At 44.5% G+C, this 16,985-nt stretch carries 17 protein-coding genes; 9 read left to right on the top strand and 8 right to left on the bottom strand.

Annotated features, from left to right (window positions below):
• The first annotated feature begins 130 nt into the window (after positions 1 to 130).
• On the top strand, positions 131 to 262 hold the full coding sequence (locus tag V7L05_RS10970; RefSeq protein WP_335164182.1) for a hypothetical protein: 132 nt from the start codon (positions 131 to 133) through the stop codon (positions 260 to 262).
• 125 nt (positions 263 to 387) lie between these two features.
• Here V7L05_RS10970 and murI read toward each other — a convergent pair whose 3' ends face one another.
• The 3 genes from murI to V7L05_RS10955 all read right to left on the bottom strand — a co-directional run bounded on the left by murI (position 388) and on the right by V7L05_RS10955 (position 5,723).
• The gene (murI, locus tag V7L05_RS10965) at positions 388 to 1,254 is read right to left on the bottom strand and encodes a glutamate racemase (protein ID WP_334949502.1); all 867 of its coding nucleotides are present in this window, start codon (positions 1,252 to 1,254) and stop codon (positions 388 to 390) included.
• Positions 1,255 to 1,383: 129 nt separating this feature from the next.
• Positions 1,384 to 3,294: an N-acetylmuramoyl-L-alanine amidase gene (locus tag V7L05_RS10960; protein ID WP_335164181.1), complete on the bottom strand. Its 1,911-nt coding sequence runs from the start codon at positions 3,292 to 3,294 to the stop codon at positions 1,384 to 1,386.
• 536 nt (positions 3,295 to 3,830) lie between these two features.
• Positions 3,831 to 5,723, bottom strand: a complete 1,893-nt coding sequence (locus tag V7L05_RS10955) for an N-acetylmuramoyl-L-alanine amidase (protein WP_335164180.1) — start codon at positions 5,721 to 5,723, stop codon at positions 3,831 to 3,833.
• Between the two features lie 605 nt (positions 5,724 to 6,328).
• On the opposite strand from V7L05_RS10955, the gene V7L05_RS10950 reads away from it, so the two are divergent.
• Entirely contained in the window at positions 6,329 to 6,436 is a 108-nt protein-coding gene (locus tag V7L05_RS10950) for a histidine kinase (RefSeq protein WP_335164179.1), read from the top strand.
• On the opposite strand, the gene V7L05_RS10945 is transcribed toward V7L05_RS10950, so the two are convergent.
• The 3 genes from V7L05_RS10945 to V7L05_RS10935 form a co-directional block, all read right to left on the bottom strand.
• Positions 6,437 to 7,915, bottom strand: a complete 1,479-nt coding sequence (locus V7L05_RS10945; protein ID WP_335164178.1) for a cation:proton antiporter — start codon at positions 7,913 to 7,915, stop codon at positions 6,437 to 6,439.
• A gap of 86 nt (positions 7,916 to 8,001) precedes the next feature.
• On the bottom strand, positions 8,002 to 8,415 hold the full coding sequence (locus tag V7L05_RS10940; RefSeq protein ID WP_334949506.1) for an EVE domain-containing protein: 414 nt from the start codon (positions 8,413 to 8,415) through the stop codon (positions 8,002 to 8,004).
• Complete coding sequence (locus V7L05_RS10935) at positions 8,397 to 8,612, bottom strand: hypothetical protein (RefSeq protein ID WP_335164177.1); 216 nt, start codon at positions 8,610 to 8,612, stop codon at positions 8,397 to 8,399. The genes V7L05_RS10940 and V7L05_RS10935 overlap by 19 nt, the downstream gene beginning before the upstream one ends.
• 29 nt (positions 8,613 to 8,641) lie before the next feature.
• Between V7L05_RS10935 and V7L05_RS10930 the strand changes: the two genes are divergently transcribed.
• Positions 8,642 to 9,382, top strand: a complete 741-nt coding sequence (locus tag V7L05_RS10930; protein ID WP_335164176.1) for an SIMPL domain-containing protein — start codon at positions 8,642 to 8,644, stop codon at positions 9,380 to 9,382.
• A 239-nt stretch (positions 9,383 to 9,621) separates the two neighbouring features.
• On the opposite strand, the gene V7L05_RS10925 is transcribed toward V7L05_RS10930, so the two are convergent.
• Entirely contained in the window at positions 9,622 to 9,984 is a 363-nt protein-coding gene (locus tag V7L05_RS10925; protein WP_334823126.1) for a single-stranded DNA-binding protein, read from the bottom strand.
• Between the two features lie 372 nt (positions 9,985 to 10,356).
• Here V7L05_RS10925 and V7L05_RS10920 point away from each other — a divergent pair, with 372 nt between their 5' ends.
• The 3 genes from V7L05_RS10920 to mreD all read left to right on the top strand — a co-directional run bounded on the left by V7L05_RS10920 (position 10,357) and on the right by mreD (position 12,945).
• Positions 10,357 to 11,364 carry a rod shape-determining protein gene (locus tag V7L05_RS10920; RefSeq protein WP_292793711.1) on the top strand — a complete coding sequence of 336 codons (1,008 nt, stop codon included), beginning with the start codon at positions 10,357 to 10,359 and terminating at the stop codon, positions 11,362 to 11,364.
• 101 nt (positions 11,365 to 11,465) lie between these two features.
• The gene (gene mreC, locus V7L05_RS10915; protein WP_335164175.1) at positions 11,466 to 12,260 is read left to right on the top strand and encodes a rod shape-determining protein MreC; all 795 of its coding nucleotides are present in this window, start codon (positions 11,466 to 11,468) and stop codon (positions 12,258 to 12,260) included.
• Positions 12,261 to 12,285: 25 nt separating this feature from the next.
• Complete coding sequence (gene mreD / locus V7L05_RS10910) at positions 12,286 to 12,945, top strand: rod shape-determining protein MreD (RefSeq protein WP_335164174.1); 660 nt, start codon at positions 12,286 to 12,288, stop codon at positions 12,943 to 12,945.
• Between the two features lie 431 nt (positions 12,946 to 13,376).
• Here the strand turns inward: mreD and msrB are convergent, their stop codons facing one another.
• Entirely contained in the window at positions 13,377 to 13,871 is a 495-nt protein-coding gene (gene msrB / locus V7L05_RS10905; protein WP_335164173.1) for a peptide-methionine (R)-S-oxide reductase MsrB, read from the bottom strand.
• Between the two features lie 654 nt (positions 13,872 to 14,525).
• Here msrB and ssuD point away from each other — a divergent pair.
• From ssuD to ssuE, 3 genes are read left to right on the top strand one after another with little or no spacing between them, the layout of a single operon-like run.
• Positions 14,526 to 15,686 carry an FMNH2-dependent alkanesulfonate monooxygenase gene (gene ssuD, locus V7L05_RS10900; protein ID WP_335164172.1) on the top strand — a complete coding sequence of 387 codons (1,161 nt, stop codon included), beginning with the start codon at positions 14,526 to 14,528 and terminating at the stop codon, positions 15,684 to 15,686.
• Between the two features lie 27 nt (positions 15,687 to 15,713).
• Entirely contained in the window at positions 15,714 to 16,352 is a 639-nt protein-coding gene (locus tag V7L05_RS10895; protein ID WP_334949515.1) for a beta-class carbonic anhydrase, read from the top strand.
• On the top strand, positions 16,349 to 16,915 hold the full coding sequence (gene ssuE / locus V7L05_RS10890; RefSeq protein WP_335164171.1) for an NADPH-dependent FMN reductase: 567 nt from the start codon (positions 16,349 to 16,351) through the stop codon (positions 16,913 to 16,915). The genes V7L05_RS10895 and ssuE overlap by 4 nt, the downstream gene beginning before the upstream one ends.
• Positions 16,916 to 16,985 lie beyond the last annotated feature (70 nt).

Below are 16,985 nucleotides of genomic sequence, written 5' to 3'. Positions count from 1 at the left end.
AAATGCTTGAAACAAGACTCCAAGAATATGACTCCAAGTGACCTCGTGATTGCCGCATAATTTCCGACCCTTTTTTACGGTGACGTGTACTTAGTTATTTAAATAGTAAGCTGATTATCAAGAGGTTGCTTTGGCTGTTGCTACTAAAAAAGTAGATGCAGGAGTCAGTTCAGCATCGATTGCTAGTGCCTTTGGATTGGAATTTATTCCCTTACATAAGTTACGCAGTGCTTGGAGTTGTGCTAAACCGCGTCCATTTTGAAAGCTGGAGTTTTAAGGAGAGCATATTAATCAGCCAAGGCTTGAGTTTTGTGCTGTACCCTGATGACAAAAAACTATAGTTTTCAAGGTAGACGAGGTTTAACTTCTCATTTACTTCACATAGTTTTATTGGAGTTGGGAAATAGCGATATCAGTGAAGGAAACCTCTTCAACCATTGGGGTATAGCCTAGCCACTGCAATCCTGACTGGGAAAACTGTTGCGGACAACCGCTAACAGCGAAGCGAGTTGGTAGTGGTGGGTGAGTATTTCTTAAGCCTAGTAAGTCTAGCTCTTGGGCACAAGCTGCTACAACATGAACAGCTGGATCAATCAACTGGACTTGAGAGGGGAGGAGCGATCGCAATACTGGTGTAAGGTGGGGATAATGGGTACATCCGTGTACTAAGGTGTCAATTTCCTTCTCTAATAAAGGCTCTAGGTAGGCTCGTGCTACTTCAGCTGTGTAAGGGTCGTGAATGCGGTTTTGCTCGATGAGTGGCACAAACTCTGGACATCCAACTTGCCAAACTTGGACATTAGGATCAATTTCGAGTATGGCGTGCTTATAAGCATTACTCTTAGCCGTAGCTGGAGTGGCAATTACACCAATGCGTTTTCCTTGCTGTACTGCTGCCCTTGCCCCTGGTAAGATAATGTCAAGGATTGGTAGAGAAAATTCCTTACTTACTGTCTCCAGCGCTAGTGCCGAACTGGTGTTGCAAGCCATAACAACCATTTTCACACCCTGCTTTTCCATCCAGGTGAGGATTTCACGCATAAACTGGATAATTTCTGCTTGTGAGCGGATGCCATAGGGAACTCGAGCTGTATCCCCAAAGTAAATAATAGATTCATTGGGGAGTTGCCGATAGAGTTGTCGCAATACTGTCAGACCACCCACACCACTATCAAAGATGCCAATTGGGGCACGTTGGGGTTCTTGATCTGAAAACCCGTCAAGATTTCCTTCAAAGATGGAAGATGAATACACAGGCAGATATTGATTTAGGTTTTTGGATATAAAATACAGAATCTAGCAGAGAATTCGCTAATTTACTACTAAATTCTGCACTGAAAAGAGGTCTAAATACCACCTTTTGAATGAGTAATTTGTACTATATTAGCGGTGTAAGTATTTGAGGATACCACGAGCGATCGCTTCTGCCATGCGATTTTGATACTCTCGTGTTCCCAATCTAGGATTATCCTCGTAACCAGTCATATAGCCTGTTTCCACTAAAATAGAAGGTATGGAGTTTTTTCTGAGAACGTAGAATCTGGCTTTGCGGGTTCCCCGGTTTTTGATAGTACCGATGTCCTGAAGGATGGTATTGCGAACTACTTCAGCCAGAGCATAACCACTGTCGTAATAATATACTTCTAACCCATTCACATCAGGGCGATTATCAACCGAATTAGCGTGAATGCTAACAAACAAAGTCGCGTTAACTCGTTTGGCAATCTCTACCCGTCCCGGAAGTTCTACGAAAAAGTCAGCATCGCGTGTTAGTACTGCTTGCACACCATTTTGCTCTAAAATTGCTGCTACCCTTTTACCAATAGGCAGAATTACATCCTTTTCTAAAAGTCCGCCCAGACCGGGGGCACCTGAATCTTTTCCACCATGTCCTGGGTCAATAACTACTACCAATTTCCCTTTGGGAACCGATGTGTGTGTCCGTGGCTGGGAGATTGGCCGGGGATTATCTGTGGGATTTGGGAATTGTCCTGAGTTTAGCGATGGCAGGGGAGGTAAAGCAATGGGGGGTGTGATGCTACTGCTACTAGAGCGTTTTAATTCTAAAGCTAAAAGCTGGTCGCCAACCTGGTTGAGTTCCCCAATTTGCACTCCGGCTGCTGGTTGAACTAAGACGACGACAGTATTTGATTCTTGTGGTTGCAGGCGTACCCGCAGGATAGGGCTATTAGCATTAAAAGCAGGACCTATGACTTTGGGAGCTAATTTAGCATTGTTAATAGTGATGCGGAACAGACCAGAAGTTGTATCCCAGCCGCCTGTAGCAGATAAAGTTTGGTCGGCTCTAATTAGCAGTTGTGTACCATTATTAACCAGTTCCACAGACTGAATAGTAGCATTTGAGGAGGTGTTAGCAGGTTGTATAATCGGGCGTGGACTATTACCTCCAGGCAACTGGGCAACGCCACGATTGGGTAGAATCACAAAACCACCAACACTGCTAGTGGTTGTTCGCCAATTTGGACTATTTTCATCTACCTGTAAAGTCAGGCGAACAACAGATGGGCTTGTTTGCAGTTGGGTGAACTGGATACGGCTGACACCAAAGCGATTAATCGACAAATCTCTCTGCTCTAGATTGGGTGATAAAGTTGCGCCAGCAATGTCGATGTTGATTGCTTTTTGATCGTTGCTCCGATTTACCTGAATCTGAGGATTACCACCACTTGTACTGATGAAAAAACCATCGCCTGTGACTTGTAATTTCTCAATTTGAGTAACTCTGGCGACAACCATTCTGTTGTTAAGTGGATTGACAGAGCCGGTTCTCACTACATTGTAAATATTCCTTGGGGAGAAAGTTGGTGTAGATGTTCTCGGTGAAGTTTCTCTGGCTATAACTTCTCCTTGCTGCCCCTCAGTATTTTTTGAGGGGAGATTTTCGGCTTCTGGCGTAGGTAATTGCACTGTCCAGCGATCGCCAGTTGTAGCTACAAATTGCACTCCTTTGGGGTCAAGAGTATAACCAGGTGTCAATTCAACGACTATCCGCGTTGTTTGTTCATCAAACTGCCCAACCCGGATGGAACGAATTCCACCGCCCACTTGTTGGGTCAGCTGCGGACGCCCAAACGTGGTTCCTGGCAAATCAATTACCAAACGAGTCGGGTTAAAAATTAATTGTGCTTGGGGTTGAACATTCCCTAAAGTATTAAACTCCAGCCTGTTTTGATTGGCATCGAAACGCCAAGATTCTAGTTTCGCGGCCATTGCCGGCGACGATAGCATGAAGATAGTTCCAATAGTACTGGATAGTAACCAGTGTAATTTCACAGTCCTTTCTCCTGATTCACATTCATGGCAGCCGTCAACATCTGAACATATTGGCAAATCCTCACACCATCACCGCACACACTTGAGTTTTTTGCTGTTATTAACACACAGCTAATGGCGTAGAATATATCATGCTCCTCTGATTTTGCCATGCCATTAGCCCATATAAATTTGACTGCCAATTTTAGATTTTAGATTCCCGATTGAAGAAAATCCGATTTTAGATTCATGCTGAACTAAGGTCCGGCTACGCTAAGACTCTTTGTGAGTAACACAAATCGCAAATTTAAAATCTAAAAGCGTTCGACTGACTTGTACTGAACTTTGCCGTTGGCGTAGCCTCTCGTAGAGAAGTAGCGTCTTTGCACTGAGCGAAGTCCAAAATCTAAAATCTGCTTACTTGCAAGCTATCAGACGACAATAACAAAGAAGCTACTCTTGCCCCGCAGCAAGAATACTTAAATTGTTGTACTACTAAAGTTGGATAAAAATGGTAAAGATTAGATGTATTTACTCAATAGTTTCGACTAAATTACTTATCTTCTCTTTAGATACTGAAGGACACCACGAGCGATCGCTTCTGCCATTTGATTTTGGTAAGCTGAAGTTCTCAGCCTAGCCATATCCTCTCGACCAGTCATATAACCCGTTTCCACGAGAATGGAGGGCATAGAACTTTTTCTGAGGACATAAAATCTGGCTCGTCGCACTCCTCTGTCTTTGATAGTCCCAATACTTTGGAGAATGCTACTGCGGACAATCCGAGCTAGATCCAGACCACTGTCGTAATAATACACTTCCAAGCCATTAACATCTGGACGACTCGCACCTGCTGAATTAGCGTGGATGCTCACAAACACATCAGCATTAGCTCGTTCTGCTAATTGCACTCGTCCTGGAAGGGTAACAAAATAGTCAGAATCTCGCGTCAAAATTACTTGTATACCATTTTGCTGCAAAATCTGAGCAAGTTTCCTACCAATAGGCAAGATAACATCCTTTTCGCGTGCCCCCCCAAGGCCAAGCGCTCCAGAGTCTTTACCGCCATGCCCGGGGTCAATAATCACTACCACTCGCCCATTGCTAACTCGGCGCTGTGGTTGTAATAGAGGCTGGGGATTGGGATTATTTGGGTCTGGGAATGGCCCCCGGTTTGGCGGTGGTAGCCCCGGTAAAGCAAAGGGGGGTCTTCCGGGGAGGGCGACAACTCGCCGAGAGCCTTGTATGGGTAGAGACAAAAGCTGGTCGCCGATTTGCTTGGGTTGCCCAATTTGCACTCCGGCTGCTGCTTGAATTAAGACAACGACAGTGTTGGATTTTTGGGGTTGCAAACGTACCCGGAGAATGGGGCTATTGGCAGAAAAGGTAGGCCCTGTGACTCTCTTAGCTAGGTTAGCATTGGGAATTGTGACGCGGAACAGACCAGAGGCTCTATCCCAAGTTCCCGTAGCAGATAAAGGTTGGTCGCCTCTAATTAGCAATTGTGTGCCATTATCAGCCAGTTGCACAGACTCAATTGTGGCTGGCGAGTTGTTGGCAGATGGTCTGCTGGCAAAGGAAGCGGATTCTGATTGATTGTCCGGTAGGTTGTTTGAATTACGACTTTCAGGCAGTCTGACAAGCCGACTAGGTAGAACTACCAAACCAGTGCCGTTACTATTAGTTACTCGCCAATCTGGGCTATTTTTATCTACCCGCAAAGTCAGGCGGACGCCAGGAGGTTGGGTTTGCAATGAGCTGAATTCGACGCGGCTAAGACCATATTTATTAACGGGTATATTATTATGTTGTGCCAGACGTGGTGATAAAGATGCGTCAGAGATATCCATGAAGATGGTAGCGCGATCGCGGCTGCGAATTACCTGAATCGGAGGATTGCCACCACTGGTGCGAATGAACAACCCATCGCCTGTTACTTGTAAGTTCTCAAGTTGAGTCGCTCCTCGTGTAGTAGTAGCAACCCTTGAAATCCGAGGTTGAGGCTGAGAGTTTGGGGTAACAACACTGTAAGCACTTCTCGGAGATGAGGCAACTTTATCAACTTCCGGTCTAGGTAATTGCACCGTCCAGCGATCGCCAGTTGTCCCAACAAATTGGACTCCTTTGGGGTCTAAAGTATAACCAGGAGTCAGTTCGATGACTATACGTGTTGTTTCTGTATCAAACTGTCCGACACGGATCGAGCGAATTCCACCGCCCACCTGTTGGGTTAGCTGCGGACGCCCAAATGTAGTTCCTGGCAAATCAATTACCAGCCGAGTCGGGTTGAAAATTAGTTGTGCCTGGGGTTGAACTGCTCCTACAGTCTTAATTTCCAGCCTGTTTTGATTGGCATCAAAGCGCCAAGATTCAAGTCTCGCGGCCATTGCCGGCGACGATAGCATGAAGATAGTTCCAATAGTGCTGGGTAGTAACCAGTGTAATTTCACAGTCCTTTCTCCTAATTCACGTTCATGGGAGCCGTCATATCTCAACTTATTGGTAAATCATCACACCGTCACCACCTCAACTTGACCTCTGATGCCTTTTTTGATTTTTAAGCTGGTATTACACCACTTTTCAAGTAATTGAACTACACCACTCCCGTCTCAGTCGTAGTCTAAATACTTGAAAACTGCTGTAAGTACACACTTAAATCAGTTATCAGCTTTCATATTGGGTCTAAATCCCCATGCTAAATCTCCACCTGTAGAGGTGGGGGACTCTGACTCCCAATAAAGCTAGAAAACTGATAACTGATAGCCGTTCACTGATAAGTGTTTATTCTTTGTTGCCATTGATGCACTGAGTAAATTATTCCCATTACTGTCAGATGATCTAGCAAAATCTATGGGTGTTACTCCCAATTACCTGGAAAATATTCAGATAAAGGCTCACAAGCCGAGGACTGACAACTGAGACGGAAATAAGTAACATTCTGAATGCTGGTAGAAATTACAAACAAACGATTATTCTACAATCACACGGGACGGAGATTTAGGAAGAGAAGTTTCCACTGCACAATCGCAACATCCCAAGGCACTTGAGATAGCCTTTGGGAGATGGGGGAGATGGGGGAGATGAGGGAAATAACCAATGCCCAATGCCCCATGCCCAATGCCCAATGCCCAATGCCCAATGCCCAATGCCCAATGCCCAATGATTAACGATCGCCAGAATCTGGGGTTACTTCCAAATTGCCATTGTCATTTGATGCTGGCACCCTCGACGGAGGTGGTTCAATTACCAACGATGTCCCAGAGGAACCGTCTAAAATTAGTTGCTCTGAGCCTGCGTCTACAGTTTTTGGGTCTGGAAATACAAAGCGTAACAAAGGAGGAGCTAAAAAGGTTGTCAAGATAACCATCATGATAATTGCTGCCCCTAATGGTTTCGAGAGAGCGCCACTGGCAGCGCCGACACCAGCAAACACTAACCCAACTTCGCCTCTAGGTATCATCCCCACACCGATCGCTAAACGGTTGATTTCCGGTTGACCAAACACGCTTAAACCTGTGATTACTTTACCGAGAATGGCTACTGTGATCAGGAAAGTTGCCATAATTAGACCTTCACGATTGTCGGGAATTGCTGGGTTTAACACTCCCAAATCGGTTTTTGCCCCAACAGTCACAAAGAAAATTGGCACCAATATATCGGCAATGGGATAGACTTGGTTTTGCAGTTCTTTGCGCTTATCTGTCTCTTCTAAGACTAAACCCGCCGCAAAAGCTCCTAGAATTGCTTCTAAGTGGATGACGGCGGCAAAGTATGCCATAGCAAAGGCGAAGATGAATGCTGGTATTACTAGTCCACCGCGTGTTTTGAGTTGATCAGCGATCGCCACAAAGGACTTATTGAAAACATTACCTAGTAGGATTGCTCCCAAAATAAAACCAGTGGCGCTGATCATCAAATAAATGACTTTGCTGACATCGACCACGCCATCTTTAGCTAAACTGGCAACTACTGCTAAAACGATGATTCCTAGTACATCGTCAATTACGGCAGCACCCAAAATAATCTGCCCTTCTTTAGAATTGAGTCGCCCCAATTCTGACAGCACTTTGGAAGTAATACCAATACTAGTGGCAGTCAAAGCTGCCCCAGCAAAAATTGCGGGTACAGCGCCAATACCAAACAAAGTCATCAGTCCCACAGTCCCAGCAGCAAAGGGTACTACTACCCCGACTATTGCGACGACGGTAGCTTGGATACCAACTGCCATTAAATCTTTTAAATTCGACTCCAAGCCGATTTCAAACAGCAAGATGATCACACCCAATTCTGCTAAAACGGAAACGACCTCGGACTGCGCTGCAAACACCCCTGGAGTGGCTTCAGGTGTTAAACCGGCAGTGATTTGAAGGAAGGACATGATCAAAGAGCTAGAACTGTCTGTGCTGCCTTCTGGAAACACTAAAAGGTGGAAAGCAGAGATGCCAACTATCACACCACCTACGAGTTCTCCTAAGACAGGCGGCAAACCCACTTGGTTTGATAACTCTCCACCAACTTTGCTGGCGAGATAAATGACTACTAAGCTTAGTAGCACTGCTGCGACTACCATTGAACTGTCTGCGGCTTGTGTTGCGCTAGCCAGCAGAGGAAAAGTGAAGCTGATTGGATCTAACAAATGCATGGGTTCTGTGAAAATCCTTCTCTTTGATTCTGACGCGTTTCTGAAAAACATCTATCAATGGAGACGCAATTGGCAGCTTTTAAACCTTACTTTGTACCATTTGTCAACTCAATCAAGCGCTGCCAGTAGACTTCCCCAACCGGGACTACAGACAGTCTCGGAAGTCGCAGTAAGTCAAAATCTGTAAATTTATTGTCCTGTTTTATTTGGGCTAGGGTAACGGGTTGGTGTACTCTTCGTAATGCCCGCACATCTACAACTGCCCGTTTGCTGTCATTAAGTGCTGGATCGATATAGGGTTGACCAATTATCTCTGCTAAACCAATGACTTGCCGTTCTTTGCCTGTGTGATAAATTAACGCCAAGTCACCAAGAAGCATGGTACGTATATGTTTCAGCGCTAGAGAATTGTTGACTCCATCCCAAACTGTACTGCCATCCCGTTCCAAATCGAAGTAGGAATAATTTTCCGGTTCAGTTTTTAGCAGCCAATACGCCACGACAAAATCTCCAAAAAGGCGAGTGTAATTTTTTTAGTTTCCAAAAATGTAACCATTTCAGCATTTGACGATCGCAGTGTCAAAGTAAGAACATACAAATCGGATCTAGCGATCGCACTTAAGTTATGAAAAACTTGTGGTAGCCGTTGACTCTCAACGGCCACCAAAAGATTGTTACATACGTTTATCAAAAACATCTGTGGATACTTTGAGGAGTGCAAATCTTATGACTAGAGCCGCTTTTCCCGGTTCTCAGTTTCCCAATGGAAACTTGTGGAAAATACTGCCTTTAGCAATGCTTTTATGTGCAACTTTTGTACTACCTGCGTTGGCACAAGAAAAGGAGAAATTGTGGCGAACCCTTAGTGTCAGTGGTCGCGGAGTCGAAACAATTCCGACAACCCTGGCGCAAGTCAGTTTAGGAGTGGAGATTCAGGGGAAAACAGCACAGGAGGTACAGCAAGAAGCCGCCCGGAGGTCATCTGCTGTAGTTGCGTTTCTCAAGAGCAAAAATGTCGAAAAATTACAAACTACTGGTATCAGTCTCAACCCAGTTTACAGCTACACCAATAATGTGCAGAGGATTACAGGCTATGCTGCCAATAACACCGTGAGCTTTCGCATTCCTACCGAGCAAGCTGGTACATTATTCGATGATGCAGTGAAAGCGGGTGCAACACAAATTAACGGTATTAGTTTTGTTGCGAATGATGAAGCGATCGCCTTAGCGCAAAAACAAGCATTAAAAGAAGCCACTCAAGATGCCCAGCAGCAAGCTGATGCTGTTTTCAGTGCTTTGGGTTTAAAATCCAAAGAAATAGTGAGCATTCAAGTTAATAATGCCAGTCCACCTAGACCACCCATGTTTTTACGGGCTGAGGCTGCCAAGTCAGCAGATGCTTCCACCCCTGTAATTGGGGGTGAACAGGAAGTAGAAGCATCAGTGACGTTGCAAATTAGTTATTAGTCATTGGTCATTGGTCATTGGTCATTGGTCATTTGTCATTTGTCATTTGTCATTAGCATTACTAAGAACTAATGACCAATGATAAATTAAAAATGTTCTGAAGACGTATCTGCTGTACTGCCCTCTCCATCTCGCTTAGACGTAGGTTAGGTGGAGCGGAGCGCAGGGTTACGCAAAGCCTCCACCCAACCTACTAATAATCAATGCCCAATGCCCAATGCCCAATGCCCAATGCCCTATTAAAAATGTTCTGAAGACGTATCTCCCGTACCGCCCTCTCCGTCGCGCTTAGAGCCTAATAAATCTAATTGGTCTACTCTAATAATTGGTGTAGAACGATTTGCTCCTGTTTGCCGATCGCTCCATGTGTCAAACTTTAAGGAACCTTTGATACCAATTAGACTTCCCTTACGCACATAATTACCTGCTACCTCAGCCGTCTTATCCCATAATTCCAGCGTGAACCAGTCAGGCTCATCGCTGTTGCGCGATCGCCTTTTTACAGCTAGTGTCAATCTACACTTAACACTACCAGATTCAAAATATTTTATATCAGGGTCGCTACCTACACGACCAACAAGGGTGACAATATTAATACTCATGTGCGTTACCTTTCAGTACAGGTGTACTCATTAATTCTGACTTTCATCATAGCGAATTATGAAACACTTGAAAATAATGTGTTAAACAGTTAACAATATAGTTGACTTGAAAAATTATACATACTACTTGGAGAAACACATAAAAGTATACGGATATACTTAGTTAATCAGAAAATATCAAAAAATTGAAGCTTGAGAGATAGTAAATATTCCTGGGAATCATCTAAAAATATAGTCTAGTTTACTCAACTCAGGATACAAACTTCATCAAATCCGGCACGATTAACTCTTACCGTTGTAGTCAAAAAGTATCGCACATAGGGGGCTTAGAGACGCGTGGGTATTTTTAGGAACTTTCGCACATCATGGGATATGGGTATCGACCTCGGTACCGCTAACACCCTGGTTTATGTATCTGGTAAAGGTATTGTACTGCAAGAACCTTCTGTAGTTGCGATCGATGTCAACGAAAAGGTCGCACTAGCAGTGGGAGAAGAAGCCAAAAAAATGCTCGGTCGCACACCCGGAAATGTGATTGCCCTCCGCCCCTTGCGTGATGGTGTAATTGCTGATTTCGATATAGCCGAGCTAATGCTGAAAAGCTTTATTCAGCGTGTAAATGAAGGCAGATCCCTAATTTTACCCCGGATTGTTATTGGTATTCCCAGTGGTGTCACAGGAGTAGAAAGGCGAGCTGTAATGGATGCAGCCCATCAAGCAGGGGCAAGAAAAGTGTATTTAATCGATGAACCAATAGCTGCGGCAATTGGTGCAGGATTACCTGTTGCTGAACCGACTGGCAACATGATCATCGATATTGGTGGTGGCACAACAGAAGTTGCGGTGCTAAGTCTTCAGGGTACAGTAATCAGCGAATCAGTACGCATTGCTGGAGATGAACTGACAGAAGCGATCATTCAGTATATTAAGAAAGTTCATAACTTAGTCATTGGTGAACGTACAGCCGAAGACATCAAGATTCGGCTTGGTTCTGCCTATCCGACTCATGATGATAATGAAGCCATGATGGAAGTCCGAGGCTTACACCTGCTTTCTGGTCTACCGCGAACTGTCACAATCAAAGCCCCAGAAATCCGTGAAAGCATGTTGGAACCACTATCAGTAATTATAGAAGCTGTGAAGCGGACACTGGAACGCACACCTCCAGAACTGGCAGCAGACATTATTGACAGAGGTATTATGTTAGCTGGTGGCGGTGCTTTGCTGAAAGGCATAGATACCCTAATTAGCCATGAAACAGGGATTATTACCCACATTGCTGCCGATCCTTTGTGCTGTGTTGTGCTGGGAACAGGTCGTGTGTTAGAAAACTTCAAACAGTTGGAACGAGTTGTCACCGAAAGCTCTCGCAATATGTAGCAAAAAAAATATCATATTTGAGTTCTATTTGAGTTCTATTTGGGTTCTATATAAATAGAATCCAAGTAGAACTTCATTTATATAGGTAGATAAAGGTATATATGGTTACAATACGGCGTTGGTGGGATCGTAAAGGGTTACAAATCGGGTTGTTAGCTTTAGTAGTTGCTAGTGCTTGGATATTGCGACAGACTCAAGGTGAACTGGTGCTTGAGACATACCAGGCAATTACCCGTCCATTAGAGATGTTGCAGTCAGGGCCAACTCCAGAAGAACGTCTCAGAGATGCCCGGATATTGGAATTGCAAACTCGGATAGTAGATTTGGAAAGTCAAAAAACAAAACTACAAGATTTATTAGGTTATGTGGAAAAAGAGCCACTGACATCACGGCCAATTCCAGCACGGGTGGTAGGACGTAGTGCTGACCAGTGGTGGCAACAAGTTACCCTGAATCGTGGTGCGAATGTGGGGATTGGTGAAGGCTTCATAGTCAAGGCAGATGGCGGATTAGTGGGTCTGGTGGAGAGTGTAACTCCCAATACTAGCCGCGTGTTGTTAATCAGTGACCTCAATAGTCAAGTGGGTGTATCAGTTAGCCGCACGTCAGCTAAAGGCGTTTTGCGAGGAGATTCTTCGGCGGAAGCTGTGCTGGAGTTTTATGAAAAAGTCCCAAATGTCAAAGTAGGAGATTTAGTTTCCACATCTACTTATAGTCAGAAATTTCCCTCTGGCTTGGCAGTAGGACGAATTAAATCGCTGGATTTAAAGAAACTTCCCGCATCAGTGGCGAAAATTGAGCTTTTTCCGCCAATCCGCTCTCTCGATTGGGTAGCTGTTTATCCAAAGCCAGAAAACCAAGAGTCGGAAAATCAAGTGCCGCAAAAGTCTAAGTAAATTCTTTGAGAAAATCTATAGAAAAATGAAGATTCCTGCATTTGGTAACAGCAGGCAGACAAAGCCAAAATCGTCAGAGCGAAAATCGAAATTCCAAATCCCGCCGCTTTCTCGTTGGCATCCCGGTATACGTCAGTTGTTGGGTTGGATAGTGACGGTTGGATCTGTACTGTTATGTTTATTATTATTGCCAACTCGCCTGCCAGGGATGGAATTATTGGGAATTGGCCCTAATTGGCTGTTAATTTGGGTGGTGGCTTGGAGTGTGAAGCGCCCAGTGTTTTCTGGAGCATTCGCAGGTATAGTTCTGGGGCTACTTCAAGATTCAATGACATCACTTAACCCTACTCATGCGCTCAGTTTAGGTATAGTGGGAATTTTAACTAGTCTGCTCCAAAAACAACGTTTTATCGAAGAAGATTTTATTTCGATTGCTGTAATTGTCTTTGGTATGGCAGTTTTGGCAGAAACTATCTTTGGGTTGCAATTAACTTTGATCAGCGACGATGCCGAAGGCGGGCACAGCCTACGCAAAATAACAGATATTTGGACATATTACCAACGTGTCGCCCTAGCTTCTGCCATTCTTAGTAGTCTGTGGGCACCTGTAGTCTATTATCCCCTAAATCATTGGTGGCAGAGGATGAAATCGTTAGAGCAATTAGAAAAGGGAGTTAGGAGTTAAGAAGGAGATAGGTTACAGGTGAGAGTCAAAAAAATTATCCTGTATCCTAAATCTTTATGGAATTTGGGCAACCTCTGGCAATATAGATTTAACTGACAGTGAATTAAACAACACCCTATGATGGTAGTTGGTAGCATTCATGTCTGATGCTTTCTTTTTTGCCTTAAAAAAAAATCAGGTAAGTCATCTCCTGATTTCCTGAGGGCAGAATGTGGAAGCTTTCACTGATTAACCTAGTTGGAGAACGCTAATGTCTAAGGAAAGAAAAAGTAATAAAGAAGCTAAAAAACCTAAAAAAGATCCCAAAGACAAAAAGGAGAAACAAGAGCCAAGCAAATAGATGATTTAGGTTAGGGGGTGCGATATCTACCAAGGGCTGTGACGCTCGTGACGCTCAATGACTCGCTAACGCTATCGGTGACGCAACTGAATCAAGCAGGAGTAAACTTCAGCGAAACACCGTTCATGCAGTAGCGCTTACCAGTGGGTGCAGGGCCGTCATCAAAAACATGACCCAGATGACCACCACAGCGACTACAATGTACTTCAGTTCTGGTCATAAACAACGACTTATCTACAGTTAGAGCGATCGCACCTTCAATTGGATTAAAAAAGCTCGGCCAACCAGTACCACTGTTAAATTTTGTATCAGATGTAAACAGTGGCTGTTCACACGCGGCACAAAAATAAGTGCCATTGTCGTATTCCTTATCCAATGGGCTGGTGTGAGGGCGTTCAGTCCCATGCTTACGCAACACACTAAACTGTTCTGGCGTTAAAATCGTGCGCCACTCTGACTCTGGTTTGGTAATTTCAAATCCACTCTGAGAAGTTGTCATCGCTTCTGACTCCCAATTGATATACCTTGATAACAATGCTGTGCCGACTATTACTGCACTAGCCTGTAAAAAATAGCGTTTGTCCATATATCTATTATTTTCTATTTTCTCCTTAACTGGCCAATCAACTCCAGTACGGGATTCACTACTTCATGACTATAATCAGCGATCGCTCTGAATTAGCGCTGATAATCTCATTAAAATTAGCTAAGAAATAACAAAAGACTGCACGGGAATCAGATCAACTTTACCTGATTTTGGACAGTACACCTGGATGTGTGTTACAGGTCGTGCATAGATGTAGGGGAAGCAGGGGAGCCATAGGTGTCAACTTAAGCTGAAAGCCAGTCTATAAGCAGCTTTTAGAGATTTTCTCGTTCCCAGTCGGAGACTGGGAATGCCTATTAGAGGCTCCGCCTCAAGACTAGCGGCAGAGCCGCAATGAGCAGCATTTCCAGCCAGAGGCTGGAAACGAGGTTTGAAAAGGGTTTTGGCTTAAGTTGACACCAATGTAGTCGAGCAGGGGGACAATTGATGCCCAATGCCCAATGCCCAATGCCCAATGCCCAATTTTTCCGATCGCCACCTGATTGAACACAGCTTAATATACATTGGTTTGATAGAGATACCGTAGTTTTCTGAAAACTTTTTGCTTAATTAAGTAGAATATGTGCTACTTTCAGAACTATAAACAAAATACGGTATTTCTATCGACTTATCGTAGTTTTAAGGACAGGACTCATGCAGCTACTATGGTTCATCCCAACCCACGGCGACGGACGTTACCTTGCAACTGCTACAGGCGGACGGGCAGTAAGCTTTCCTTATCTGCGGCAGATAGCCCAAGCGGTGGATGACCTTGGTTATACAGGGGCATTGTTGCCCACGGGACGTTCTTGCGAAGATGCTTGGATTGTAGCGTCAACGTTGGTATCACTGACGCGACAGATGCGTTTTTTGGTGGCGATTCGTCCCGGCTTGGTATCACCTGGGGTAGCAGCACGGATGGCGGCGACTTTTGATCGCCTCTCTGGAGGACGGTTGCTGATTAATGTTGTTACCGGGGGCGATCCTGTGGAGTTGGCGGGAGATGGCTTGCATTTGGATCACGATCAGCGCTATGAATTAACAGATGAATTTTTGACAGTATGGCGAGCGATCGCTAGTGGTGAACAAGCCAATCTTCAGGGCGACTATCTCAACATTCAGGATGGTAAACTGCTGTTTCCACCCGTTCAGAAGCCATATCCGCCCTTGTGGTTTGGCGGTTCTTCTGGTGTTGCTCAAAAAATTGCTGCCAAACATATAGATGTCTATCTAACTTGGGGCGAACCACCGGCACAAGTAGCCGAGAAGATTGCATCAGTTCGCAGACTTGCTTTATCAGAAGGCCGGACTTTGCGGTTTGGGATTCGCCTACATGTGATTGTGCGCGAAACCGAGAGTCAAGCTTGGGATGCGGCGAATGACTTAATTCGGTATGTGGATGACGAAGCGATCGCTAAAGCTCAAAAAGCTTATGCCCGGATGGATTCAGAAGGACAACGCCGCATGACCCAATTACACCACGGTAATCGTGAGGCGCTAGAGATAAGCCCGAACCTCTGGGCAGGAGTCGGTTTGGTGCGGGGTGGTGCGGGAACGGCCTTAGTAGGCGATCCTCAAACCGTAGCTGCCAGGATGTTGGAATACGCTTCTTTGGGTGTTGAGTCCTTTATCCTCTCTGGCTATCCCCACCTAGAGGAAGCTTATCGAGTCGCAGAACTTCTATTTCCCCATCTGCCCTTGGAGAATCTGCCAGCAGTGGAAAAACAACATGTTTTGAGCCCATTTGGTGAGATTGTGGCAAATGAAGATTTCCCTAAGCAACAGCCTCAAGAAAGAGCTACGTCCATATCCTAGTAATTAAGAACTAGTAGATTACCAGCCATGTTGCACCAACAAATTGACCAAAAAATCTCAGAAAAAGAAGCGTGGGCATTGCGTCGTCAGGTGGGGATACCTAACAATAAACGCTTGTGGGTGCTAGCTTGCATGGACGAACGTTTACCTGTGGAGAAAGCATTAGGAATTGGTGAAGGAGATGCTCATATTTTCCGTAATGCGGGTGGGTTAGTTACAGATGATGCTATTCGGTCAGCGATGTTAACTACACAGTTTTTTGGCACAAAAGAAATCATCGTTATTAATCATACCGAATGTGGCATGATGACAGCATCAGGAGACTTTCTCAGTGAGGTATTGCGAAATCAAGGTATTGACGTGGATCAAGTTAGTGTCGATCCTGCTTTGCCAGAGTTGAAGCTACCAAAAGGCGTTTTTTCCAAATGGATCAAAACGTTTACCGATGTGGATGAAATCTGCATACAGCAGGTGGAATTGCTGCGTAATTCTGCTTTAATTCCCCAGGATGTAGTTATTCATGGCTACATCTGGGAAGTAGAGAGTATGAGTTTACGCCGTCCCTACAAACGTCTGAGTGAGAAGGTTAACACAGCATCAGCTATGAAGACCAAAACCACAAAACATACTCAACCCATTTTAGAAATTGGGAGTTTAATTGAATGACTCATATTCTAGCGATCGCTGGTAGTCCAACCCACCCATCTAGAACCTATGGTGTTGTCGAATACACTGCCAAGCTTTTACAAAAAGAAGGCTTGGATGTAGACATTATTTCAGTTCGGGATCTGCCTGCTGAAGATTTAATTTTTGGACGATACGATAGCCCTGCTTTAGAACACCCAAAAGCTTTATTAGCAAAGGCTGATGGTGTGATTATTGCCACTCCAATCTACAAAGCTGCTTACACAGGAGTGCTGAAAACATTTCTAGATTTGCTCCCACAAAAATCATTCACAGGTAAACCCGTGTTACCAATTGCTCTTGGTGGGACGATCGCTCATTTATTGGCAATTGAATATGCCTTGAAACCTGTGTTATCTGAATTAGGAGCGCGACATATCCTAGCGACTATTTATGCGGTAGACAAACAAGTTCAACGACAAGCTGATAACAGCGTCCTGTTAGATGAGGAAATTGAGCAAAGACTCAAAGATGTTCTCAAGGAATTTGTTAAAGCTGTAGAATATGATGCCGCAGCGCCTCAAGAATTGGTTCATGCCAATTAAATAATCAAGTTTATACCTCCGTTTGCTTGTAGCAGAGGGGTAAAAATTACCCCTCTGCTACCTTTTTTTT

It is taken from the genome of Nostoc sp., assembly GCF_036917755.1.
Classification (GTDB): domain Bacteria; phylum Cyanobacteriota; class Cyanobacteriia; order Cyanobacteriales; family Nostocaceae; genus Nostoc.
The sequence above is the reverse complement of the archived record's forward strand: the minus strand, read 5'-3'. Positions and strand labels throughout refer to the sequence as shown.

Bases quoted from the DNA above. Each gene is read 5' to 3' on its own strand.
- V7L05_RS10945 (WP_335164178.1), bottom strand. From the start codon at position 7,915: ATGCATTTGTTAGATCCAATCAGCTTCACTTTTCCTCTGCTGGCTAGC.
- V7L05_RS10935 (WP_335164177.1), bottom strand. From the start codon at position 8,612: ATGTTTTTGATAAACGTATGTAACAATCTTTTGGTGGCCGTTGAGAGT.
- V7L05_RS10930 (WP_335164176.1), top strand. From the start codon at position 8,642: ATGACTAGAGCCGCTTTTCCCGGTTCTCAGTTTCCCAATGGAAACTTG.
- V7L05_RS10925 (WP_334823126.1), bottom strand. From the start codon at position 9,984: ATGAGTATTAATATTGTCACCCTTGTTGGTCGTGTAGGTAGCGACCCT.
- V7L05_RS10920 (WP_292793711.1), top strand. From the start codon at position 10,357: ATGGGTATCGACCTCGGTACCGCTAACACCCTGGTTTATGTATCTGGT.
- mreC (WP_335164175.1), top strand. From the start codon at position 11,466: ATGGTTACAATACGGCGTTGGTGGGATCGTAAAGGGTTACAAATCGGG.
- mreD (WP_335164174.1), top strand. From the start codon at position 12,286: ATGAAGATTCCTGCATTTGGTAACAGCAGGCAGACAAAGCCAAAATCG.
- msrB (WP_335164173.1), bottom strand. From the start codon at position 13,871: ATGGACAAACGCTATTTTTTACAGGCTAGTGCAGTAATAGTCGGCACA.
- ssuD (WP_335164172.1), top strand. From the start codon at position 14,526: ATGCAGCTACTATGGTTCATCCCAACCCACGGCGACGGACGTTACCTT.
- V7L05_RS10895 (WP_334949515.1), top strand. From the start codon at position 15,714: ATGTTGCACCAACAAATTGACCAAAAAATCTCAGAAAAAGAAGCGTGG.
- ssuE (WP_335164171.1), top strand. From the start codon at position 16,349: ATGACTCATATTCTAGCGATCGCTGGTAGTCCAACCCACCCATCTAGA.